We start from the raw sequence: 22,190 nt of genomic DNA on the forward strand, positions 1-22,190 counted from the left end.
CCTGACTGTGGGTCAAATTATCGCGTGGGAGCACCTCTGGCGAGGGGGGAGGAAGACAGGGGTTTTCCGCCCGAGGATATCGGCCTATATCGATGCCCTTCGCCCAACCGCGGGCAGCGAGGCTTCGACTCCTGGGAGCGCGGACGTCCTCGTCCGCTTTCGGAGCCATCGTGCCTGTGGGAGAGGAAGTGCGGACGAGGACGTCCGCGCTCCCAGGAATTGGACTGAAAATGCGCCATCCCCAAGCCGATGACGACGCGACGCCCGCCGAGGTGTCGGCGCAGCCGGCCTCCCTGTCGCCGACGGCAAAGTTCGTGACCGGTTCGATCATGCGCCACGTCGTGGTGATGACCACGACCGGCTCGATCGGGCTGATGTCGGTGTTTGCCGTCGACCTCATCAACCTGTGGTACATCGCTCATCTCGGCGACACCGCGGCGACGGCGGCGGTCGGCTATGGCGCGGCGGTGCTCTTCCTGGCGACCTCGATCTGCATCGGCGTGATGATCTCGGCGGGCGCGCTGTGCTCGCGCGCGCTCGGGGCGCACAATCGCGCGCTGGCGCGACGCTATGGGGCTTCCATCCTGGTTTGGATGCTCCTGATCAACGCGCTGGTGGCGGCGGTTGCCTTTCCGCTGATTCCCTGGCTGCTTACGCAGCTGGGGGCCACCGGCCGCACGCTGGCACTCGCCACCATCTTCCTGCAGATCAGCGTGCCGAGCGGCGTGCTGATGGGAAGCGGCATGGCGCTCTCCGGCGTGCTCCGTTCGGTCGGGGATGCCAGGCGCTCGATGTATGTCACGCTGTCGGGGGCCATCGCTGCGGCGATCCTCGACCCGATCTTCATCCTGTGGTTCGGCCTCGGCGTCGAGGGGGCGGCTGTTGTCATCGTGATCTCGCGGCTGGTTACCGTCTGGGTCGGCTGGTACGGCGCTTCCCGCGTGCACGATCTGGTCGGGCGCCTGTCGCTGCGCGAGGCGTTCGCCGATACCGGACCGATCATGGCGATTGCAGGCCCTGCCATGCTCGCCAATCTCGCCACCCCCGTGGCCAACGGCTACATGACGGCCGTGCTGGCCCCCTTCGGTGATGGCGCCGTGGCGGGCAATGCCGTGATGGGGCGCCTAATCGCTTTCTGCTTCGGGGGCATCTTCTCGCTCTCCGGTGTCGTCGGCCCGATTCTCGGGCAGAACTACGGCGCCGGTCGCCTCGACCGCGTGCGCCGGGCCCTGATCGATGCCTTCACCTTCACCACGATCTATGCGCTGGTCGTGTGGGCGGTGCTGGCGGCCACGCATCAGCTGGTGATCCGCCTGTTCAACATCACCGATCCGCAGGCTGCCCAGCTCATCACCTTTTTCTGCCTGTTCGCGGCGGGATCGTGGGTCTTCCACGGGCTGCTCTTCGTTGCCAATGCTTCCTTCAACAATCTCGGCTTTCCGATTGCCGCGACCCTGTCCAATTGGGGCAAGGCGACGCTCGGCACCATTCCCTTTGCCATCATCGGCGCAAAATACTGGGGAGCGGAGGGGGCGTTGGCCGGACAGGGGCTTGGCGCGGTGATCTTCGGCGTGTTTGGTGTATGGTGGGCCTATCGCTCGCTGCGGTGGCTCAAGATCCCCGGACAGGCCTGAGGGCGCAATGGCGGTGGAATGGGAAGCGGCATGAACACACTCTTCGATCTCTTGAACACCGCGCAGAACGGGCAGGCGATAGACAATCTGGCCCGCCATTTCGAACTCAGCCAGAAGCAGGCCCTGGCAGCGGCCGAGGCGCTGATGCCGGCCTTCTCGCTCGGCCTGAAGCGGGAGGTGGAGAGGGCGAAGACCGCGGCCGAACCGCCGGACTTCTTCGGCCTGTCGGGGGTGCCGCAGGTCGATAGCTTCCAGGACGCGGCGTTGGCCTTCACCCAGCAGGCGACCCAGCAGGGCCAGCGCGTGATGGCGGCCCTGTTCGGTACCTCAGAGATGACCAAGGCACTGTCCCAGCTCGCAGCCTTGCAGAGCGGTGTTGCCGCTCCGGTGATCGCCGCCATGCTGCCGTCCGTGGCATCCATCCTGGTCAGCGGCCTGGCGCGGGCAGCCGTGCCGCCGGCACCCAGCCATCCATTGGGCGAGATGTTCGATGCCATGATGCGGGCCTTCCAGCCGCCGCAGGCCAAGCCGGCGCCCTGGTTCGACAATAGCGCCCTGGCGGCCTTGTGGGCGCCGTTCCTCGCGCCGATCTCGGCTCCCGCTCCCAAGAGCGATGCTGCGGCGATGATGGATCAGATGCTCGAAGCGGGCAGCCAGATCCAGAAGGCGCAGGCCGATGCGATGCAGTCGCTGCTGCAAACCTGGTTCGGCAGGAAATAACAGAGGCCGGAATGAAAAAGCCCGCTTCAGGCGAAGCGGGCTGAGGTGCGGAAGTCACGCTTCCGGGGCGTTCTGCCGCAGGGGAAGCGGCCAGAAGTCGTGCCGGTCAGGCATCAGGCGTGCAGACCGACGAAATTGTCATGCTTGGCGGCCTTGGCCGAGCAGCGCCAATCCATTTGCGCCGCGACGAGCTGGGCCGACGGATCGCGCCAGAGCGGCTGCGACAGGGCGCCTTCGACATCGGTCGGCGTCAGGCCGAGATCGCGCAGCATCGCTGCATCCGCATTGGCCAACTGGTTGATTTCCCGGCGATTGTGAAGCGCGACGGCGAGACTGGCGATCTTGCCGAATACAGCGCGCATCATCTCGACGAGGGGCGAGACGAGAGAGGAAGACTGGCTGTTGACGACGACGCTGTTCATCGGATTCTCCATCGGGCGGCCGGTGATGCAGCGCTCCCGGATGGAACGCTCCACTCATCACCAATACTGAACGGTAACACTATGAAACATCGGCATTGATCAATCCAACGAATGTTTCTAATGTTCAGCATAAGCGATTGTTATCGTGCTCCTTGATGGCGCGTGGAGGCACGCACCTCAGGCAATAGCGAGGCGAGGGTGGCCATGGCAGTGCTGTTGGATATCGATCAGCTCAGGACCTTCATCGCCATCGCCGAAACGGGCAGCTTCACCCGCGCTGCCGACATCGTCTTCAAGACGCAATCGGCGGTCTCCATGCAGATGAAGCGGCTGGAGGAACGCATCGGCAAGCCGATCTTCGAGCGGGACGGGCGGGCTTCCCGGCTGACGGAAGACGGCGACAAGCTGCTCGACTATGCCCGCCGCATCGTCAAGCTCAACATGGACGCGGTCTGTGCTTTCTCGCAGAACGAATTGACCGGACGAGTGCGCATCGGCATTCCCGACGACTACGCCGACCGCTACCTGCCCGAGATCATGGCGCGCTTCTCGCAGGCCAATCCCCGGGTCGAGGTGACCATCGTCTGCGAGCCGACGCCCATGCTGATCGAACGTATCAATACCAATGATCTCGATCTCGCCATCATCACCCATGTCGAGCACAAGGGAGCTGCCGAATTCGTGCGTCATGAGCGCCTGCTCTGGGTGACCTCGAGCCGGCACCAGGTCCATACCGAGACGCCGCTGCCGCTCGCGCTCGGCCGTCCGAGCTGCGGCTGGCGGCAGGCGGCGCAGGAAAGGCTCGAAACCATCAATCGCAGCTATCGCGTGCTCTATTCGAGCTGGAATTCCACGGCGGTCGGCGCCATGGTCCTGGCCGGCCTGGCGGTCTCCGTGCTGCCCGAAAGCGCGCTGAAGCCGGGCATGCGTGTCCTCGGTCCCACCGACGGCTTCCCGCCGCTGCCGTCCTGCAAGATCGGCCTGGTGCGCAATTGGCGCGAGCAGACCTCGCTGGCCGACGCCCTGGCGGGCCTGATCATCCAGAGTCTCGATAATCTGGCCCAGAACGAAGCGGCGGAATAAAGCTGCCGGTTTGCAGGAGGTGAGGAGTTGTCGATCTGACACTCCCCTTCCCCGACCACCCCGCATATTCAAGCCGCGCTTTTCAGCGGGTTTGGCGAGCCCTGGTTCGCCAGGACCAGCGCCGAGGCCGGATTGAGGCTGTCCACCATGGTGGTCGGGATCAGGATGGTCGCGCCCCGCTCCTTGGTCGTTTCGTAGATGATGTTCATGGCCCTGAGCTGCAGGGCGGCGGGATGGCTGGCATAGGTCTCGGCCGCCTCCACGAACTTGCTGGCGACTTCGGCTTCCGCCGAGCCGAGAATGACGCGTGCTTCTCTTTCCCGTTCGGCCTGGGCCTGGCGCGACATCGCGTCCTGGAGGGCCACCGGGATCGCGACGTCGCGGATCTCCACCGACATCACGGTGATGCCCCATTCGGCGGTCTTGCCGCCGATGACGTCGCGCAGGCGCTCGTCGGCTGCCTTGCGGTCGGACAGCAGGGAGGACAGCATCGAGGCACCGATCATTTCGCGCAGCGAGGTCTGGGCGACCCGGTCGATCGCCTCGCGGTAATGGGTGATCGCCAGCGCCGCCTTCTGGGCATCATGCACGTGCCAGAAGATGATGGCATCGACATTGACGGGTACGGTGTCGCGCGTCAGGGCCTGTTCGGCGTTGAAGGCGGTGGTCTGGATGCGCTCGTCGATCACGGCCACGACATTGTCGATGACCGGAATGATCAGGAACAGGCCGGGGCCATAGACGCCCTGCAGATTGCCGGCGCGCAGCACCACGAATTTCTGCCAGGTGTTGGCCATCTTGAGGGAGGCCGCGACGACGAGGGCGAACAGGAATAACAGGCCCGCGAGCCAGTACTGGCCGAGATAGGCCGAGCCCGCACCGGCGAGGGTGAGAATGCTCGTGACGAACAGGGTGATGGGGTTCATGGCGATACTCCCGGAACGGGCGTCGAGGCGTCATCGCCTCCTGGCGCCAGTTCCTGGTTCCGCCGCATCCTGCGGGTCCTGGTGACCCCGAGGGGAGCAAGGCGTTACGGCGGAGCAATCCCGAGCATGGCGGGCCGGGGCCGCAGTCCCGCCCTGAATATGGCCATCGCCGCCGCGCACTTAAAGAGGAACCCTGGCAGCGCCCGGAACCCGGCGGGGCCTCAGGGACGGGTCATCAGCTGGTTCGTCAGCAGGCGCCGGTAGAGCACCGCGAGCACCACGGCGAAAAAGCCGTCGAACAGGGCGAACCACAGGAAACCGCCGCCGCAGAGGAGCCAGATCAAGGCCATCCACAGGCGGCCGCCGATGCCGATCAGGTTGGGCATACGGGCTATCAACGGCCTGTGCCAGCCGGGAACATAGAGCGCGGTGACGAGCAGCAGCGTGGCGCCCCAGCCGCGTTCCCAACCCACCGGAACGGCTTCCGGCAGGCCCGCCATCTGCGAAACCCAGCCGGGGCAGAAAATGCAGGCGAGCCCGATCAGCACATGCACGACCATGTTGAAGCCGAGGACGATCCGATAGCTGCGCAGGGCCCTGGCGGCCTGCGCCATGGTCCATCCGAGGGTGAGAGTCTGATCGGTCATGGTTGGGGTCTCCCGGTCAGAAGGTGAGCAGATAGGCAAGCAGATCCGATTTGGCCGGTGCCGGCAGATCGGTGCCGTAGAGATGGCCGTCCCTGCCGTTGCCGGCCTGGGCAGTGTCGAAGCAGAAGCCCGCTGCCGGCGGTGGCGGGGCCTTGGGGTTGCAGGGCGGCGAGAGGAAGCCGCCATTGACGGCATCGACGACGTCGCTGCCGCGCAGATAGGCCGACGGGCGCTCGGCGGGCGGGGCGAGCAGATCCTTCAGCGTGGGAACGGCGCCGTTGTGCAGATAGGGCCCGCGCAGCCACAGGCCATCGAGCGGGAGATTGGCGTAGCCATCGGTCTTTTCGAAGGATCTGAAGGCGTAGGGCGTGCCGGCGAACAATTCGGTGAGCTGTCTTTGCCGGAAGGCCGGCGTGTAGCTGTCGAGGCGTGCCCTGTCGGTGCCGAGGCGCGCGATGGGATCGACCTTGCCTATCGTCTCGCCCTGGAACTGATAGCCCGCCGGATCCTGCTCGCCATGGCAGGAACTGCAGGCGCTCCTGTAGACAGTGCGCCCCCGCGCGACGGCACCGGCATCGGGCCGGTTGGGAGAGGCCGGCGGTTTGAGCGTGAGCAGCCAGTCGGCAACGCGCTTGATGGCGGCATGGTCGACCGTCTCGGGGGTGACGCCGGCGCCGAGCGCGGCCGAGAGATTGCGCTCGGCCAGCGAGGTGTTGTTGCCGTCCCAGTGCAGATGCATGCCCTCGCGCGGTCCCTGTTCGAAGACGGCGGGGAAGTCGGCGGCACCGATCACCTCGGCCGGAGTCAGCGTCGAGGCGGGGATCTTCATCTGCACCACCTTGTAGGGATTGAAGGTGTCGACCCGGCCCGGACCCCAGTCGGGCTGGCGCGCGAGCAGCGATTCGAGCCTGGCATGCCGCGCAATCAGGCCTTCGCGCAGCGTAGGCAGCACCAGATAGCGCCAGGCGACCTTCTCGACCACGCCGAAGCGATGGCCGGCGGCTTCGGCCGCGGGAATCAGCGTATCCGGCGCCATGCGTTCGTCGGCGGCCGTCGACAGGACGAAGCGTACGAAACGTTCGAACTGAAGATTGTTGGAGGGCATTGCCGGTACGGTGATGCGGGGGCCGTTCGCGCTCAAGCGATAGGTGCCGGTGTGGCAGACGGCGCAGTTGAGCCAGACCATATCGACGCCGCGCACCGTCCGGCGCGAGACCCCGATGGGCAGGTCGCGCTGTCGCCCGAGGCTGTCCTTTTCATAGAGGAAGCCGAAGGCGCTGTAGTCGTCGCGCCGTTCGAAGGTATCCGGGAACAGCCTGGGCAGGGCCTGCCAGACCCGGTAGGGAATGCCGCTTTCCGTCTCCGAGCCGATCGAGCCATATTTGAAATGCTCGGCTATGTCGGCATAGCGTGGCGTATCGTTGCGGGTGAACAGGATGGCCGCCGTCAAAGCGAGATAGACAACCGCCACCAGGGCGGCGATGAGCACGAGCCGCACCGGCTGCCATTTCCGGCGGCGTTGCGCCAGTTGGCGCTCGACTTCGGTGACGAAATAGGGTTCCGGCATCGTGCTTTTCCTCAGATGTGGTCGAGCGCCAGCCTCCGATCGGCTCATGAAACGGGGTGAGGGGTTTTGCGTTTTCGTGCAGTTCCGGCGGTGCTGGCCAATGCCGGAGCGGGGCTCGAACCGGACGGAACCCCACCGGGAATGACCAGATCGGGCTTGGTCGCATAGATCGAGTAGAGGGCAGCCAGCATGGCGTCGCGGTCGGGAAAGCGCTGCTCCTCGTAGCAGCCCAGCGGATTCTTGGCCGCGTTGACCAGGCATTTGTTGCAATAGGTGCAGGGATTGGCCGGGCGGTCGTGGCCGGCCTGCCATTGCCGGGGCAGGTCGTTGTTGGCGATGAGGGAGCGGGCAATCGCCACCCCGTCGCACTGGCCCGAGGCGAGGGCCTGACGGACCACCGAGGCTGTCTGGAAACCGCCAGTGACCAGCACCGGGATGGTGAGGACCTGCTTGAACTGGCAGGCTTCCTCCAGGCTGATGCCCTCGATGCCATGGCCCTTCTTCATGCGGAACCACAGCCAGCGGAAGATCGGGCGCAGGGCCGGATAGCGGAAGAGGAGGAAATTGCGCAGGCCATACAGGCCGGAGGCGATCATGGCGTCGTAGACGACCGCCAGCGTTTCGAGCGAAAGGTCGCCGGGCGGGTTGAGGGGATGGGGGAAGAGAGAGCCGATGGAGACATGGATGGCATCGACCCCCGCCGCCTGGCAGTAGCGCGCCACCTCGATGGTCTCGTCGATAGTGTTGCCCTTCTTTTCCCAAGGGATGACATTGTTGCGATCGACCGCGCTGAGCTTGACCTGCAGATGAAAATCCCGGCCGACATGGCTGCGGATCGAGCGGATCACCTCCAGGAGGAAGCGCGCCCGGTTGGGCAGGGAGCCGCCATAGTGGTCGGTACGGTCGTTGATGCCGGAGGAAAGGAACTGGGTGAAGAGGTAGCCGTTGGCCGCGTGCAGTTCGACGCCGTCGCAGCCCGCCTCGCGCGCCCGCCAGGCCGCGCGCCCGAATTTCTCGACCAGGATGCCGATCTCGCCCGGCGTCATCGCCTGGGTCGGAAAGCCGTGCAAAGTCTCGCGCGCATTGGTGGGGCTGGCCACCGGACGATGCTGGTTGGTGACGCCAGGCACGTCCATCTGCCGGCCCGAATGGCTGAGCTGCATGATGAAGCGGCAATCATGGACGTGGACGGCCTCGGCAATCCGAGCCCAGAGCGGAATGAAGGCATCGCGATGGTTGGTGGCATAATTGGCCGCGATCCGGCCCTCGATCGCCACTGGCACGAAGGAGGTGATGATGGCGCCGATGCCTCCCCGGGCGAACTTGCTCTCCCAGTTGAGGCGCGTCTGGGTGGGCGAACCGTCCTCATTGTCCCAGCGTCCCGAAATGCTGGAACGGAAGATGCGGTTCTTCACCGTGAGATTGCGGAAATGAAGGGGCGTGAAGATCGGATCCTCGCCGGTTGATTGAGGTGGTCTCATGGCTCGTCGTCCTCGGTGCGGGCCGCTGTCCAGATCCCGGCGAGCAGCCGGAACACGAAGCCGGAGGCCGGGCAGGCGCTCCAGGAGGCGGATTGGAAGGCGGTGGCGGGATCGAGCGTGCGCCCGGCGGCATAAGCGAGCTTGAACCTCACCAGGGCGCCGGGTTCCAGCGAGCCGCCGGGGATGTCGGCCACGCCCTTGGCCTGGCGCAGCACCGAGTCGGGTGCGGCGAGCGAGGCGATCGCCGCCGCCGTGCCATCGAGGGCGAAGCGGCGGCCGGGGTCGTCATGATGGGCGCGCAGCCGGTCGAGGCTCGCCACCAGATTGTGCACGGCGATGCCGACGGCATGGATGGCGACCGGATCGCGGCCGACCGCGCCGGCCAGGATGTTCCTGTCGGCATGCAGCGTGCCGAACAGCGCCTGCTGCAGCCAGAGCAGCGGGTTGGCGGTGCGGGCGGCAGCATCGAAGCGAACGGCCGCGTCCCACAGGCGTTGGGCTTCCGCTTCCTGCGGCGTGAAGGCCGGGTCGAATTGGCGGGCGATCACGGCTTGCAGCGCCGGCCCCACCTGTTCGCGCGGGCCGGTGCCCCTGACATAGGCGACCAGCGGGTGCTTGCCGGACAGCTCGGGCAGAGCCGCATCGTGCAGCCGGGCGGCGAGGGCGGCCTGGGCCGCCCGGCGTGCTTCGTCATGGCGCCCCCGCATGGTCGGAAACGGGATGCCGTCGATGGCGAATATCCGTGCCAGCCGGCCGGCCAGCATCCGGTTGAACAAGGGCCCTGCCTTGCCATAGGCGCGGTCGAGACGGGGATCGCGGTCGATTGCAGAGATGGTGGCGGCGTCCTCGACTTCGAGGAGATCGATCAGCAACGGGATATGGATGCGCCGGGCCATCTCACCTGCTCGCCTTGGTCCAGGGGAAGAAGACGTTGCGCGTTGCGACGAAGGCAGGGGCGAGATCCGGGGCATGGCGCTGTAGCACGGTGAGGAGCGAGTTTTCCTGGACCCAGTGGAAGCCGGCCGGCGTATAGATCTCGGGACGGAAATCCTCGGTAAAGAAGCGGTCGCTCTTGAGGCGGCGCGAGGCCATCAGGATGAAGATGCGGAAGGCTGTGTCCGAAAAGCCGAAGCCGGGCGGCGAGCCATTGTGGGCGTTGCTCTCGGCCAGGGTGCCGACCAATAGGTCGACCTGCTCGACCGTGCCGTAGACCTCGGCAAGCTCGGCGCGCCAGGTCGTGTCGTTGGTGAGTTCCTCGAAAGTGCGCGGCACGGGCGCGCCGATCTGGCGCCGGAACTCGCAATAGCGTGGCACGCCGCGCTCTCGGTCGCGCAGAATGTCGATGGCGGCGAGGTCGACGAAGATGTTCTCCTCCGCCCTCTTGTCGAGCCTTCTCAGCGTGTTGGGAAAATTGTGCAGCACCAGGGCGCCGGGATGGGACGTGCCGAGTGAATAGACGACGTCGAGAAAGCCGGCTTCCTGGTAGACGGCGCGGGTCTTGCCCGCGAAGACGTCGGTGAGGCTGCGTTCGAACAGGGCACCGTCGTCCTCGTGGCGTCGGAAGGAAAAGCTGTCCGGCATCAGCGAATGCAGGCGATAGCAGGCGGCGAATTCCTCCGTCATGGCATAGGGCGCCCCGTGATGGTTCTTGGGAGATCCCGGAATGCCCGACAGGATCTCGCCGTCGCCGATCCGGCCCTGGCTGTTCTTGAAGGCCTCGCCCAGCAGCCCGAAATAGTTGCCGCGCATGGCAAAACGGCCGGACGGGGAGTTCATCAGGGCCGGGGTCCACTCGACCGTGTGGATCTTGGCAAGCAAGGCGGCATTGACCAGGCGGGCCTTCTGGAACAGCCATTCGCCGGACTTGTCGGGATGGTCGATGCGCAGACGGTCGACGATGGCATTGTGCTCGCGGGCGAACAGCGTATGCAGCACGGAGAGGCCGACCCACCAATTGCCGTTGACGCCGGACAGTTCCGAACCCGGCTGCTTGGCCTCGGTATCGACCGGCAGATGGCCGCGTTCGTCGAGGTGGATCTTGCCGTCGGCCCGGATCGTGCCGGTCGCGGGATCGCTGCGGATGCGGGTCTGCAGCGCCAGGTTGGAGCCATAGATTTGCGAGGCGTCCCACCAATGGCTCTCGGTATTGGTGTAGGCGGCCGGTCGCCCGGGCTGATCCGCCTGCGTCACGTCCGCCGGGGTCCGCAGCACCTCCATCGTCCTGGTTGGCCAGTCGTCTCCTTCCGGCACGTCGAAGCGATGGGGGTTGTCCTTCAGATTGGTGCCGTGGCTTAGCCAGTCATGCACCATGAACTGGATCCAGGCCGCCGCCAGCACGTTCAGATGCGGCACGGGAACGAAGGCTTGTCGCGCCAGCAGCCTGGAACTGACCAGCCGCGGATTGGGCTCGTAAAGGGTCGGTTCCACCTCGCCATAGGTCTTGTCCAGGGCCACGTTGCGGCCAAAGCGCGTCTTGGCCCGCCCCATCCAGGGTTGAGCCAGATCGTTGTAACTGCCGTCGGCGGTGCGGAACTCAAGAATGTCGAAGCCATCGGCCGGGTCGGGGCGTGCCGGCGCGGTCTCGGTATCGAAGAGGTTGTTCTGCCTCAATATACCCCGGCTGCCGAGCATGATGGCCACGCTCACAGGGAAGGGCCAGCGGTACCAGACGCAAAAGCGGCTCGTTACCCGCGCCAGCAGGATCAGCAAACGATCGACAATTCCAGTCATTGCATCCCCCTTGTGGCAGCAATGATGGGTAGGATGTGCAGGTTTGTCGACTTTGAATTCCCGGCGGATCACCCCTGAATCACGGTATTGTCACGGTATTTGATGCAATGAATTCTTAGATATTGAGGTCATCGTGGAATATTATACCTCGGAGGCAAAGGACCTCGGGGTTAATCTTTTGTTTTGTGAAATTTACATTGACGCTAGGGCAGGTCATGCTGGCGGCAATGAGCGCTGGCTGACCAGGGCCAACACATCAAAACGCTTTAGCCCATTGAATTTCGCGAAAGCCGTCGTGCGTTCTCAGGCAGCGCGCGGGCGCTGATGCCGAAGAATGGTATGCTCGATGGTTTCGGGCCGCGTCTGCATTTCGATGACGAGCAGGGCGGCCCCGAGCAGCAGGCCGGTCGCCAGATCGGACTGAGCCGGCGCGATGGCGAGGTTGCGCGTGGCCAGTGGCAGTGAGCGTTGATAGACCAACTCGCGGATGCCTGACATCAAATCCTCACCGGCCAAAGCAAGTGTACCGCCGATCACGATCACGCTGGGATTGAGCACGCTGACCACGTCCGAGGTCACCTCGCCGAGCACGCGCCCGGCTTCGCGCACCAGCCGCACGGCTTCCGGTTCGCCTGCCTGGGTCAGCGCGATGATGTCGCGGGCGGCCGCGGCCTCGATGCCATGTGCCCTGAGATCGCGGGCGATGGCCCAGCCGGCGGCGCGTGCCTCGACACAGCCGAGCTTGCCGCATCGGCAGAGCGGGGCGGGAGCGTGGATGAGCTGAATATGGCCGATGTCTCCGGCCGCGCCCTGAGCACCGCGATAGAGACGGCCATCGGTGATGATGCCGCTGCCGATGCCGGTTCCCGCCTTGATGTAGAGGAACTGGCCGACATCGGGCCAGAAACGCCGATATTCCGCCAACGTCATCAGGTTGACGTCGTTCTCCACCGCGACCGGCGCATCGAAATGCCGGCGCATCCAGCCCCGGATATCGAAATCGTCCCAACCGGTCATGACGGAAGGGCCCACCACGCGGCCGCCTTCGTGGTCGACCGGAGCCGGCAGGCCGAGGCCGATCCCGAGAACCTCGTTGCTGCTGCGCCCGATGCCGGCGAGCAGCGTGCCGAACTGCTCGACGATCCACCCCAAGACGGGTACCGGGCCGCGACGAATGTCGACGCTTCCCACCGCTTCCGCCAGGATGCGCGGCTCGAGATCGGTGATGGCCAGGCGCACATGGCTTTCGCCGATATCGGCGCAAAGCGTCACGCCGAAGGCGGTGTTCAGCCGGATGAGGCGCGCGGGCCGGCCGCCGCTCGGCATCGCCTCCGGCGCCTCCTCGATCAGCCCGGCGGCGAACAGGGCTGCGAGGCGCTCGGTCACGGTGGAGCGCGACAGGCCCGAGGCTTCGATCAGGGCGGACCGCGAGCGCGCTTTTCCAGAGGCGATCAGCCAGAGGATCGCACCGGCTCCGGCCGCCGAGCCTTCTTCCTGTCCCGACTTGGCGCTGTCCTTCACCGTAGCTCCTTCGTGCCGGCCCTGCTTCTGGGCGAGCGGCAAGCTTATGACCAGAATCAGTCATAAGCCAGAGCGAGGGGCTCAAGGTATCTGCGGGATTTGGAGTGTCCGCCTGCGGCTGACATATTTGTCGACGGGTGCATCGGTTTCCAGATGTCAGCCCCGCTCCATCAAGCGATGGAGCTGTGAGGCTGATACTCCAATTCCCGCTCAGATGAGGGCGTCTGGTCAGCGGCGCCCGGTCAGCATCAGCAGGTTGCCGGCGAGCACGACCGCAAGGCCTGTCATGGCCGGCGCGCTCCAGACATAGCCTTCGAAGATCGTCGAAATGGCAAGGGCGACCACCGGGAACAGCACGGTGGAATAGCCGGCCCGGCTGGCGCCGATGCGCGACAGCAAGGTGAGGTAGGCGGCAAAGGCCAGAACCGAAGAGAGCAGGGCCGACCAGAGCAGGGCGCCGAGATAATGTAGATTGGGCTCGATGATGAAAGCCTGCCCGCGCGCGAGGCTGAAGACGAACAGGAAAAGCGAGCCGTAGACCATGCCCCAGGCGGTGGCGGAGGTGAGGGAAATGGCGCGCTTCTTCAGGCTGAGGGTCAGCATGTTGCCGAAGCAGAAACTCAGGGTGCCGACCACGCACAGGATGAGGCCGGTGAGGGCCGCGCCGGAAAGATGGTCGCCGGCGAGCTGCGGTGCGAACATCAGGCCGACTCCGGCAAAACCCATCAGGGCGGCTGCGACCGAGCGCAGGCTGGGCTTTTGGCCGAAAATCAGGGCACTCAGCACGATGTTGAACACCGAAGCCAGTGAAAAGACCACGGCGAGCAGGCCGGATGGCGTCGACAGACCGCCATAGTAGAAGCACAGGAAATTGGTGGAAAAGAGCAGCAGGCCGAGCCCGGCGAAGCTGAGATGATCCTTCCAGGCAAAGGACAGCGGTGCGCCCGACAGCACGACCCAGCCCAGCATCATTACTGTGGCGAGCAGGAAGCGCCACAGCAGCGACACTTCCGGCGCGACCACGCCGAGCTGCATGTGCAGCGCGATCCAGGACGTGCCCCAAACGAAAACGACCCCGGCATAGAGGCCGAGATCGGTAACTCCGAGAGGCGCTGCCTCGCTCGGTCCTGCCTTCAAAGTCGTGCTGGTCATGTGCTCGATTATCGGGGGATTTGCCGGGCCGGTCCAATCAAGCTCGCGAATGGAAATCATCGCGTCGGTTGATGGTTGCAGGTGTCAGAAGCCTCAACCCGCCCGGGAGCATCAGGCCTCGAACGGAACTCCATACCGGCAATGGAGCCCGTGCCGCATGAATTCTTCGCGTCGGTCGATTGACAAAGAGCAGTAAGAATTTTTTACTTATATGAATATTTTTTTCTAATAGGTGAAGTGTCGAATAGGAGTTTCCGTTAACTGATAGGAGAAATGTGTATGTCGAGGCGTGATACCTATCCAATCCGCATATTTCTGACTGTCGCGGCCCTTACTTTCCTGTTTTCTTTGGCGCCACCAGCGAGAGCATTTGAAGACACCGATAAATACCGGCCGATCGACGAAACCGAGGTCGACAAGACGGTTACGCTGACGGGGCGCGATCTCACCTACCAGCAGGTTGTCGAGATCGCCCGCAACGGCGCCAAGGTCGAGCTCAGCCCCGAAGCCCGCCAGCGTTCGGCCGATGCTTATGGTCTTCTGCTGCAGGGCGCTGCCGAGAACGTCACCATCTATTGGTTCAATCGCGGCGCCGGCGATCAGCGCGAGACGGTGATCTTCTCGGGCGATCCCACGACGCCGGAGAACACCAAGCTCCTGAAGGACCAGCAACTCGCGCGCTTCAAGGATGGTGTCAGGGATGGCTATGGGCCGGAGATCCGGGAGGAAGCGCTGGTGCGCGCCATCATGGCCATTCGCGCCAACACGATGTCCTACGAGGCTGCCAGTCCGCCCCTGACCCAGATCCTCGTCGACATGCTGAACAGGCGCATCACGCCCGTCGTGCAGTCGCGCGGCACGCTCGGCGAGGGCGATCTGAACACCCTGGGCAATATCGGAGCTGCGATGGTCGGGGAGGGGGACGCCTATTACCGCGGTGTCCGGATGCCTGCCTCACAGGCTCTCGCCCAGGCCGGAATCAAGCCTCTCGAACCTTTTGCCGCGGACGAAGCGGCATTGATCAGCACCAATGCCTATGCGCAGGCACAGGCGGTTCTGCTGCTCGAGGACTCCCGCAGGCTGCTGGAATGGACCGATCTCGTCTATGCGATGGACCTGCTGGGCATGAATTCCAGCGTCACGCCGATTTCCGCGCCGGTCCAGTCGATGCGCCCCTATGGCTGGCTCACCTGGAACGCGGCCCGCATCATGGACATGATCAGGGGCAGCTATCTCTTCGATGAGGATGCCGCACGCATCATCCAGGATCCGGAGAGCATGCGGGCCTCGAGCCAGCGGCAGGGCTCAGCCTGGCAGGCCTGGGCGGACCTCAGGGATTCCGTCAGTCTTTCCATCAATTCATCGGATCACAATCCCGCCACCATACCGGGCCTCACTCCGGAAAGCTCTTGGGAACTGAGCACGCCGCAATTCATGAAGTACTACGTCAAGGGCGGCAAGCTCAGCGGTGGCAAGTCGGGCTACATCTTCTCCAACGCGAACTGGGATCCCTATCCGCTCGCCAATCAGGTCGAGGCGTTCACCCTCGCCCTGACGAATATGGGAGTGGTGATCGCCCAGCGGATCGAACGGTTCAAGAACCCGTTCTTCACCGTGGTCAAGCCGGCCGATGTCCTCAGCGCCGAAATGCGGAAGAACGCACCGACATTCGGCGGCTACCTGCCGACCGACCTGTGGCAGGAACTGGCCGAGATGGGTACGCCCGTCGCGCCGGCCGGCCAGGCCATCGTCTCGACCGTCGAGGACCTCCAGGCGCAGACCAGGATCAAGACCGAACGCGCCCGCAAGGCCGTCGACCTCTCCTTCGAACTGCTCGCGCATGACCTGCTGACCGCAAGCTACTGGATGGAGATCCGCAAGATCCAGAACCCGTCCCGCAATTTCGGCAAGGCACCGTCCGCAGCCCTCGCGGCGTTGCGTCAGGTCGTGCCGTGGCAGCAGCCTGCGCAAGACCGCCCCAAACGGCCGATCGGCATGGTGGTCTACGATTTCCTGCAGGCCAATCCGGCATCGAAATTCTATGCTGGTGGGCCGAAGCCCCCGGAAGGCCGGCCAGTACCGAAGGCGGGGCTGCAATAGCCGACTGATGACGGGTGCTGGTCCGGAACAGCGCCCGTCGTATCAGATCGCAAATAAGTCTGACCTGTCATTCCCGGCACCGCCGAAGGCGGTGGGAAGGGAATCCAGGGGCGGCACGGCTTTCGGCCCTGGATTCCCTTCCCACCGCTGCGCTCGGCCGGGAATGACGACACTCCCGTTTGCCTACAGGTCAAACTACCTGACCTGCTATCATTTCGTAGCGCTATGAAGCGTGGTCCTGGCAAAGGGCGGTGTTTTGCCCGAACGAGCCTTGCCCGGCTGGTTCAGTAAGCCTTTTCGTCGAAGATCGGGTCGATCTTGCCGCCCCATTCGCCGTGATAGCGGGCCAGCATCTCGTCGGCGGCGGTGAGGCCGCTTTCGACGACGTCGTCCAGGCCATCGAGGAAGTGCTCTTCGTTCCGGCCTTCCCAATCCTCGATGTTACGGGCCTTGAGGCCCCGGCGCGCAATGGCGAGGGTGCGCAGGGCGATGTCGCGCACGCTTTCATTGCGGAACGGCGTTTTCAGGGCCTGCCGGCTGACGCTGTCGCGCAGGGCCTGACGTTCGGCCTCGCTCCAGTCCTTGACCAGGTCCCAGGCCGCATCGAGCGTGTCGTTGTTGTAGAGCAGGCCGACCCAGAAGGCCGAGAGCGCCGCGAGCTTGCCTGTCGGCCCGGCATCGGCGCCACGCATTTCCAGATAGCGCTTCAGCCGCACTTCCGGGAACAGTGTGCCGAGATGGTTGGCCCAGTCCGACATGGTGGCGCGCTCGCCCGGCAATTGCGGGAGGGTGCCGGCCAGGAGGTCGCGGAAGGAGGAACCGGCCACGTCGTGATAGACCTCGCCGCGCTTGACGAAATAGAGCGGCACGTCGAGGGCATAGTCGACATAGCGTTCGAAGCCCATGCCGTCCTCGAAGGCGAAGGGCAGCATGCCGGTGCGGTCGAGATCGGTATGGCGCCAGACTTCCGAGCGCAGCGACAGGAAGCCATTGGGTTTGCCGTGCAGGAAGGGCGAATTGGCGAAGATGGCGGTGGCGATCGGCTGCAGGGCGAGCGAGACGCGCAGCTTCTTCACCATGTCGGCTTCGGAGGAGAAGTCGAGGTTCACCTGGACCGTCGAGGTCCGGTACATCATGTCGAGCCCCATCACGCCGACCTTGGGCATGTAGTTCGTCATGATCTCGTAGCGGCGCTTGGGCATGCGCGGCGTCTGCTCCCGCGTCCATACCGGCGACATGCCCAGGCCCAGGAAGCGGATGCCGAGCGGTCCGCCGATCTCGCGCACCTGGGCGAGATGGGCGTGGATTTCCGAACAGGTCTGGTGGATCGAGTTCAGGGGCGCGCCGGAGAGCTCGAACTGACCGCCGGGCTCCAGCGAGATGGCGCCGCCGCCGGTGATGTCGAGCATGCCGATGATATGCTCGCCTTCCATGATCGGTTCCCAGCCGAGCATGGCCTGCATGCCCTCGAGCAGCGCGCGGATGCCGTTGGACCCCTCATAGGGAACGGGCTGGTGCGTGCCGGCCCGGAAGGGAAACTTCTCGTGCTCCGTGCCGATGCGGAACTGGGACGGTGGTTTAACGCCCTTTTCGATCCAGGCGACGAGTTCGTCGCGCGAGCCAATGGGGGTTGAATCGATTACGTCGCGGGCCATGCGGGCAGAACCTTACAAAACGGCCCGGACCATAGACAGTGCCATCCGGGAAAACAATCAGGCGCCGACACAAGATCGCGTCAAAAGTGTGAGGAGAAAAGGAGAAGGCAAGTCTCGCCCCTTCCTGCCGCGGTCGGTGCCATGTCTCAGCGCCAGTCTCCGCGAGCAGCCTGCACCAGAGCGAGGGCCGCCACCGCCGCCGTGTCGGCGCGCAGGATGCGGGGGCCGAGCGAAAGGCGGGTGTGGGACGATACCCGGCCGATGGCACTGCGCTCGACATCGTCGAAGCCGCCTTCCGGGCCGATCAGCACGGCGAGCGGGCCCTTGGGAACGCTGGTGAGCGCCTCGAGCGGGCTGGCGATCGCGGCGCTCTCGTCGCAGAAAATCAGATGCACCTCGGGATCCCAGTTCTCGGCAAGGCGCATCAGATTCTGTTCCGGCTTGATTTCGGGCACGGCAATCACGCCGCATTGCTCGGCCGCCTCGATGGCGTTCGCCCGCATGCGCTCGAGATTGACCCGGGAGACCTGGGTGCGACGGGTGATCACCGGTTCGATGGTGCCGACGCCCATCTCCACCGCCTTCTGCACCATGTAGTCGAGCCTTGCGTGCTTGAGCGGCGCGAACAGCCAGCGCAGCGTCGGCATCGGGGTCTGGGGCCGGGTCTGTTCCTCGACCGCCAGGCCGATGCGCTTGCCTTCATGCGCAACCGCGGCAGCGAATTCGCCGTCTGTGCCATTGAAGACCAGGATGCGGGCGCCCGATTTCAGGCGCAGGACATTGCCCAGATAGTTCTGCTGCGTCTTGTCGAGCGCGACGGGCTGTCCTTCGCCGAGCGGCGCATCGACGAAAAGCCGGACGGAAAGAAAATCATAGGCGGCCATGTACCGGGTCTTTTTTCTCTAGAGCAAAGCGCGTCCGGGCATGAACGCTCGTTTGCTGCAATTCTTCGTTTCGAAGCGTCTTTGCGGTTACTGCCGCCATGTTCGAATTACAAAACACACCAAAAAACAGGGGGGCGACACGCCATCAAGCTGCCCCGAACTTGCGAGATCAATAGTTCCTCTGTATCGAGAGTGTCACCACCAATCTTGCGGATGTCCTCATGTTGCGTCTCGTTTCGATTTCCCTCGTCGCCGGCACCCTGCTGGCTGCAGCGCCGGTCGCAGCGCAGGAGTCGGCGCCGATCGGCAATCAGTTCTGCAACAAGGACCTGCAGCCGATGATCGATCGGCGCACGAAGATCGCGACCAATTTGCAATCGATCAACAAGCGCGGTCGGCCCAAGACCTTCGAGCAGGCCAAGAAGACATTCAACGAGTTCTGCGGCAGCCTGTCGTCCTATATCGAGAATGACAAGAAGATGCTGGACTACATGCAGTCCAACAAGGAATTCTGCTCGATCACGGACGAGAACATCAAGCAGATCACGGCCGACCTGACCCAGACTCAGAAAACCAAGGCGAAGATCTGCTCCCATCCGCCGCGCCAGCAGGCCGCACCGCAGCCCGGTCGTGGCGGGGGTGGACCCGCTGCGCCCAAGCCGCCCGTCAATCTGCGCCTGCAGTAAGGGGAGAGCGCCGGCATGGGGCCGCTTCCCGCCGAGGCCGGTCCGACCGGGCTGGCGAACAAGGTGGCCGACGCCCCCACCGGCAATTGGGTCGACCGCTACGCACCGGCTGCCTGGCGGCCTTTTCTGCGCCTGTCGCGCGCCGATCGTCCGATCGGCGGCTGGCTCCTGATGTGGCCATGCTGGTGGTCGGCGGCACTTGCAGCCCTTCACTACGGCACCGTTGGCCAGACGCTCTGGCATCTTGCCCTGTTCCTGATCGGCGCCTTCATCATGCGCGGTGCCGGTTGCACGCTCAACGACCTCGTGGATCGCGACATCGACGACAAGGTCGAGCGCACGCGCTCGCGGCCAATCCCGTCGGGGCAGGTCACCGCCCTTGCCGCCGCGGTCTGGCTGGGGGCCCAGGCCCTGGCTGGCCTCGTCATCCTGCTGCAATTCAATCTTTTCGCCGTGCTGCTGGGTATTTCATCGCTGGCGGTCGTAGCGATCTATCCCTTCATGAAGCGCATCACCTCCTGGCCGCAAGCCGTTCTCGGCCTTGCTTTTTCCTGGGGAGCGCTGATGGGCTGGGCGGGTGCTGCAGCAGGGCTGGCCCAGCCGGCGCTGCTGTTGTTCGCCGGATCGGTGCTGTGGGTGATCGCCTATGACACCATCTATGCCTGCCAGGACAAGGAGGACGATGCGATCGTCGGCGTACGCTCGACGGCGCTGCTGTTCGGCGACAGGGCGCGTAGCGCGGTCGGTGCCTTCTACGCCGGCGCCGTAGTGCTGATCGGGCTGGCCTTGACGGCCAACGGAGCCGGCCTGCTGTCCTATCTTGGCCTCATCGGTTTTGCTTTTCATCTCGCCCAGCAGGTCGTGCGCTTCGATCATCGCGACGGTGGGCTGTGCCTGATCCTGTTCCGCTCCAATCGCGATGCCGGTGCCATCCTGTTTGCGGGCCTGATGGCGGATGGCCTCTGGAACTGGTTTTGAGGCGGCCGTCAGGCCATCACCGCGGGCAGGGCCGCAGCAAGGGCATCGACCGTCACGCGTACCTTCAGCGGCAGATGGGGCGTTTCAAGCCATAGCGCATAGGCATCGTAGAGATAGTCCGGCTGATCCGGCAGGAGCTTGACCAAGGCGCCAGCCGTGATGCGCTCGCGGACCAACCAGGAGGGAAGCCAGGCCAGGCCCATGCCGGCTGTCGCCGCGTCGGCGATGGCGGCGAGATCGTCCAGCCGCAATCGGCCGTTCGGCATGAACTCGCGTGGCTGTCCTTGCGCTGTCGGGAAAAGCCAAGGGCGAATCCGGCCTGAGCGGCGATAGATGACGCAAGCATGACCGGCGAGATCCTCGACCCCTAGGGGCGTGCCATGATCGGCGAGGTAGGAGGGGGCGGCGCACAGGATCATGCGCTGGCGCGCGACACGGCGCGCGATGATGCCGGCCCTGTCGTCGAGCACGCCGGTGCGGATCGCCAGATCGCAACCGTTCTCGGCAAGATCGACGATGGGATCGCCGAGCGACAGGTCGAATTCGAGGGCGGGATGCCGCCGTGCGAGTTCCAGCAGGACCGGCATGATGCAGTGCCGGCCGAACAGGGCGGGCATGGCCACCCGCAATTTGCCCCGTGGTTCGGACAGTTGGTCCGCCGCGAGGGCGTCCGCGGCCTCGGCTTCCGCGAGCACGACGCGGCAACGTTCATAATAGGCCCGGCCGAACTCCGTCAGGCTCTGACGGCGGGTGGTTCGGTTGAGCAGGCGGACGCCGAGACGCTCTTCCAGGAAGCGGACATGCTTGCCCACCATCGGCCCGGACAGATCGAGGGCCGCGGCCGCCGCGGCGAAGGAGCCGAGATCGACGGCTCTGACGAAGACGGCCATGCTTTCGAGGCGGCCCATTATTCAAAACCAACGGTTTCTTCTTCTCTGCCGAAACCGTCATTTATCGCGAAAAATCGCCGGTGCATAGCTCATTCAGTTCAATTGATTAGGAGTTACAGTGATGTCTCGTGTCGTTCGCTTCCATCGCCATGGCGGCCCGGAGGTCCTGCGCATCGAGGAAGCAGAACTTCCGCTGCCGGACCGGGGCGAAATCCGCATTCAGGTCAAGGCGCTGGGACTGAACCGGGCGGAAGCCTTGTTGCGCCAGGGCAGCTATATCGAGACGCCGACCCTGCCCTCGGGACTTGGCCTGGAGGCTGCGGGCGTGGTTGAAAGCCTGGGTCCCGGCGTGGGTGGCTTCTCGCTTGGCGATGCCGTCAGTATCGTCCCGCCGCAATCGATGGTGCGCTGGCCGGCCTATGGCGAACTGGCGACCTTTCCCGCCGGCCTCGTCGTCAAGCATCCGCCGTTACTCGGTTGGGCCGATGCCGCAGCGCTCTGGATGCCATATCTTACCGGCTATGGGGCCTTGATCGACATTGCCAAGGTTCGACCGGGTGAGTTCGTGGCGATCACGGCCGCCTCGAGCAGCGTGGGGCTGGCGGCGATCCAGATCGCCAATCATCTTGGCGCCCGGCCGATCGCGATCACGCGGACCTCCGCCAAGCGACAGGCGCTGCTGGATCACGGCGCCGGCGATGCCATTGCGGCCGAGGAGGAAGATCTCGAAGCACGCCTGAGGGCGATCGCCGGGCCGCAAGGGGTGAGGGTGGTGTTCGATGCGATCGGTGGTCCGCTCTTCGTACCGCTCACGGCCGTCATGGCGCGTGGCGGCATGCTGATCGAATATGGCGGCCTGAGCAGCGAGCCGACGCCTTTTCCGCTGTTCACGGTATTGAGCAGGAGCCTGACGCTGCGCGGCTATCTCGTCCACGAGATCACGGGCGATCCCGCGCGCCTCGAGGCTGCCAAGGCCTTCATCCTCGATGGAGTGCAAAAAGGTGCGCTTCGTCCCGTGATCGCCAGGACCTTCGCCTTCGAGCAGATCGTCGAGGCTCACCGCTTCCTGGAGAGCAACCAGCAACTCGGCAAGGTGGTGGTGACATTGTAAACG

19 protein-coding genes are annotated in these 22,190 nt (G+C 64.6%); 7 read left to right on the plus strand and 12 right to left on the minus strand.

Features of this window, described 5'->3' with window-relative positions:
- The first annotated feature begins 230 nt into the window (after positions 1–230).
- Complete coding sequence (locus tag BA190_RS20950; protein WP_068291631.1) at positions 231–1,634, plus strand: MATE family efflux transporter; 1,404 nt, start codon at positions 231–233, stop codon at positions 1,632–1,634.
- Between the two features lie 30 nt (positions 1,635–1,664).
- Entirely contained in the window at positions 1,665–2,354 is a 690-nt protein-coding gene (locus tag BA190_RS20955; protein ID WP_068291633.1) for a DUF937 domain-containing protein, read from the plus strand.
- A gap of 113 nt (positions 2,355–2,467) precedes the next feature.
- Here BA190_RS20955 and BA190_RS20960 read toward each other — a convergent pair whose 3' ends face one another.
- Positions 2,468–2,776, minus strand: coding sequence for a DUF1127 domain-containing protein (locus tag BA190_RS20960; protein WP_068291635.1), 309 nt, complete (start codon positions 2,774–2,776; stop codon positions 2,468–2,470).
- A 204-nt stretch (positions 2,777–2,980) separates the two neighbouring features.
- Here BA190_RS20960 and BA190_RS20965 point away from each other — a divergent pair, with 204 nt between their 5' ends.
- On the plus strand, positions 2,981–3,859 hold the full coding sequence (locus BA190_RS20965) for a LysR substrate-binding domain-containing protein (RefSeq protein ID WP_068291636.1): 879 nt from the start codon (positions 2,981–2,983) through the stop codon (positions 3,857–3,859).
- Positions 3,860–3,927: 68 nt separating this feature from the next.
- Here BA190_RS20965 and BA190_RS20970 read toward each other — a convergent pair whose 3' ends face one another.
- The 8 genes from BA190_RS20970 to BA190_RS21005 all read right to left on the minus strand — a co-directional run bounded on the left by BA190_RS20970 (position 3,928) and on the right by BA190_RS21005 (position 13,883).
- Positions 3,928–4,785, minus strand: coding sequence for a slipin family protein (locus BA190_RS20970; RefSeq protein WP_068291638.1), 858 nt, complete (start codon positions 4,783–4,785; stop codon positions 3,928–3,930).
- A gap of 221 nt (positions 4,786–5,006) precedes the next feature.
- Entirely contained in the window at positions 5,007–5,432 is a 426-nt protein-coding gene (locus tag BA190_RS20975) for a hypothetical protein (RefSeq protein ID WP_068291640.1), read from the minus strand.
- Positions 5,433–5,448: 16 nt separating this feature from the next.
- Positions 5,449–6,999 (minus strand): hypothetical protein, encoded by a 1,551-nt coding sequence (locus tag BA190_RS20980; RefSeq protein WP_068291643.1) that lies wholly within the window; start codon positions 6,997–6,999, stop codon positions 5,449–5,451.
- A gap of 44 nt (positions 7,000–7,043) precedes the next feature.
- A complete protein-coding gene (locus tag BA190_RS20985; RefSeq protein ID WP_068291646.1) occupies positions 7,044–8,480 on the minus strand; it encodes an NADH:flavin oxidoreductase in 1,437 nt (478 codons plus the stop codon).
- Positions 8,477–9,376 carry a hypothetical protein gene (locus tag BA190_RS20990; protein WP_068291649.1) on the minus strand — a complete coding sequence of 300 codons (900 nt, stop codon included), beginning with the start codon at positions 9,374–9,376 and terminating at the stop codon, positions 8,477–8,479. The genes BA190_RS20985 and BA190_RS20990 overlap by 4 nt, the downstream gene beginning before the upstream one ends.
- 1 nt (position 9,377) lies before the next feature.
- Positions 9,378–11,210: a peroxidase family protein gene (locus BA190_RS20995; RefSeq protein WP_068291652.1), complete on the minus strand. Its 1,833-nt coding sequence runs from the start codon at positions 11,208–11,210 to the stop codon at positions 9,378–9,380.
- Positions 11,211–11,513: 303 nt separating this feature from the next.
- Entirely contained in the window at positions 11,514–12,731 is a 1,218-nt protein-coding gene (locus BA190_RS21000) for an ROK family transcriptional regulator (RefSeq protein ID WP_068291656.1), read from the minus strand.
- Between the two features lie 228 nt (positions 12,732–12,959).
- The gene (locus BA190_RS21005) at positions 12,960–13,883 is read right to left on the minus strand and encodes a DMT family transporter (RefSeq protein ID WP_068291942.1); all 924 of its coding nucleotides are present in this window, start codon (positions 13,881–13,883) and stop codon (positions 12,960–12,962) included.
- 279 nt (positions 13,884–14,162) lie between these two features.
- Between BA190_RS21005 and BA190_RS21010 the strand changes: the two genes are divergently transcribed.
- A complete protein-coding gene (locus BA190_RS21010) occupies positions 14,163–15,983 on the plus strand; it encodes an aromatic amino acid ammonia-lyase (RefSeq protein ID WP_068291658.1) in 1,821 nt (606 codons plus the stop codon).
- A gap of 284 nt (positions 15,984–16,267) precedes the next feature.
- Here the strand turns inward: BA190_RS21010 and BA190_RS21015 are convergent, their stop codons facing one another.
- On the minus strand, positions 16,268–17,638 hold the full coding sequence (locus BA190_RS21015) for a glutamate--cysteine ligase (RefSeq protein WP_068291660.1): 1,371 nt from the start codon (positions 17,636–17,638) through the stop codon (positions 16,268–16,270).
- 146 nt (positions 17,639–17,784) lie between these two features.
- The gene (locus BA190_RS21020) at positions 17,785–18,522 is read right to left on the minus strand and encodes a 16S rRNA (uracil(1498)-N(3))-methyltransferase (RefSeq protein WP_068291666.1); all 738 of its coding nucleotides are present in this window, start codon (positions 18,520–18,522) and stop codon (positions 17,785–17,787) included.
- Between the two features lie 221 nt (positions 18,523–18,743).
- On the opposite strand from BA190_RS21020, the gene BA190_RS21025 reads away from it, so the two are divergent.
- Entirely contained in the window at positions 18,744–19,208 is a 465-nt protein-coding gene (locus BA190_RS21025; protein WP_068291668.1) for a hypothetical protein, read from the plus strand.
- A gap of 15 nt (positions 19,209–19,223) precedes the next feature.
- A complete protein-coding gene (ubiA, locus tag BA190_RS21030) occupies positions 19,224–20,186 on the plus strand; it encodes a 4-hydroxybenzoate octaprenyltransferase (RefSeq protein ID WP_068291669.1) in 963 nt (320 codons plus the stop codon).
- A gap of 8 nt (positions 20,187–20,194) precedes the next feature.
- Here the strand turns inward: ubiA and BA190_RS21035 are convergent, their stop codons facing one another.
- On the minus strand, positions 20,195–21,094 hold the full coding sequence (locus BA190_RS21035; protein WP_068291671.1) for a LysR family transcriptional regulator: 900 nt from the start codon (positions 21,092–21,094) through the stop codon (positions 20,195–20,197).
- A 103-nt stretch (positions 21,095–21,197) separates the two neighbouring features.
- On the opposite strand from BA190_RS21035, the gene BA190_RS21040 reads away from it, so the two are divergent.
- Positions 21,198–22,187, plus strand: coding sequence for a zinc-dependent alcohol dehydrogenase family protein (locus BA190_RS21040; protein ID WP_068291673.1), 990 nt, complete (start codon positions 21,198–21,200; stop codon positions 22,185–22,187).
- Positions 22,188–22,190: the final 3 nt, after the last annotated feature.

This window comes from Labrys sp. WJW (assembly GCF_001676615.1).
GTDB classification, from domain to species: Bacteria; Pseudomonadota; Alphaproteobacteria; order Rhizobiales; family Labraceae; genus Labrys; species Labrys sedimenti.

What these genes read in the sequence shown, in the direction of transcription:
- BA190_RS20950 (WP_068291631.1), top strand. Translation starts at nt 231, where the DNA reads ATGCGCCATCCCCAAGCCGATGACGACGCGACGCCCGCCGAGGTGTCG.
- BA190_RS20955 (WP_068291633.1), top strand. Translation starts at nt 1,665, where the DNA reads ATGAACACACTCTTCGATCTCTTGAACACCGCGCAGAACGGGCAGGCG.
- BA190_RS20960 (WP_068291635.1), bottom strand. Translation starts at nt 2,776, where the DNA reads ATGAACAGCGTCGTCGTCAACAGCCAGTCTTCCTCTCTCGTCTCGCCC.
- BA190_RS20965 (WP_068291636.1), top strand. Translation starts at nt 2,981, where the DNA reads ATGGCAGTGCTGTTGGATATCGATCAGCTCAGGACCTTCATCGCCATC.
- BA190_RS20970 (WP_068291638.1), bottom strand. Translation starts at nt 4,785, where the DNA reads ATGAACCCCATCACCCTGTTCGTCACGAGCATTCTCACCCTCGCCGGT.
- BA190_RS20975 (WP_068291640.1), bottom strand. Translation starts at nt 5,432, where the DNA reads ATGACCGATCAGACTCTCACCCTCGGATGGACCATGGCGCAGGCCGCC.
- BA190_RS20980 (WP_068291643.1), bottom strand. Translation starts at nt 6,999, where the DNA reads ATGCCGGAACCCTATTTCGTCACCGAAGTCGAGCGCCAACTGGCGCAA.
- BA190_RS20985 (WP_068291646.1), bottom strand. Translation starts at nt 8,480, where the DNA reads ATGAGACCACCTCAATCAACCGGCGAGGATCCGATCTTCACGCCCCTT.
- BA190_RS20990 (WP_068291649.1), bottom strand. Translation starts at nt 9,376, where the DNA reads ATGGCCCGGCGCATCCATATCCCGTTGCTGATCGATCTCCTCGAAGTC.
- BA190_RS20995 (WP_068291652.1), bottom strand. Translation starts at nt 11,210, where the DNA reads ATGACTGGAATTGTCGATCGTTTGCTGATCCTGCTGGCGCGGGTAACG.
- BA190_RS21005 (WP_068291942.1), bottom strand. Translation starts at nt 13,883, where the DNA reads ATGACCAGCACGACTTTGAAGGCAGGACCGAGCGAGGCAGCGCCTCTC.
- BA190_RS21010 (WP_068291658.1), top strand. Translation starts at nt 14,163, where the DNA reads ATGTCGAGGCGTGATACCTATCCAATCCGCATATTTCTGACTGTCGCG.
- BA190_RS21015 (WP_068291660.1), bottom strand. Translation starts at nt 17,638, where the DNA reads ATGGCCCGCGACGTAATCGATTCAACCCCCATTGGCTCGCGCGACGAA.
- BA190_RS21020 (WP_068291666.1), bottom strand. Translation starts at nt 18,522, where the DNA reads ATGGCCGCCTATGATTTTCTTTCCGTCCGGCTTTTCGTCGATGCGCCG.
- BA190_RS21025 (WP_068291668.1), top strand. Translation starts at nt 18,744, where the DNA reads ATGTTGCGTCTCGTTTCGATTTCCCTCGTCGCCGGCACCCTGCTGGCT.
- ubiA (WP_068291669.1), top strand. Translation starts at nt 19,224, where the DNA reads ATGGGGCCGCTTCCCGCCGAGGCCGGTCCGACCGGGCTGGCGAACAAG.
- BA190_RS21035 (WP_068291671.1), bottom strand. Translation starts at nt 21,094, where the DNA reads ATGGGCCGCCTCGAAAGCATGGCCGTCTTCGTCAGAGCCGTCGATCTC.
- BA190_RS21040 (WP_068291673.1), top strand. Translation starts at nt 21,198, where the DNA reads ATGTCTCGTGTCGTTCGCTTCCATCGCCATGGCGGCCCGGAGGTCCTG.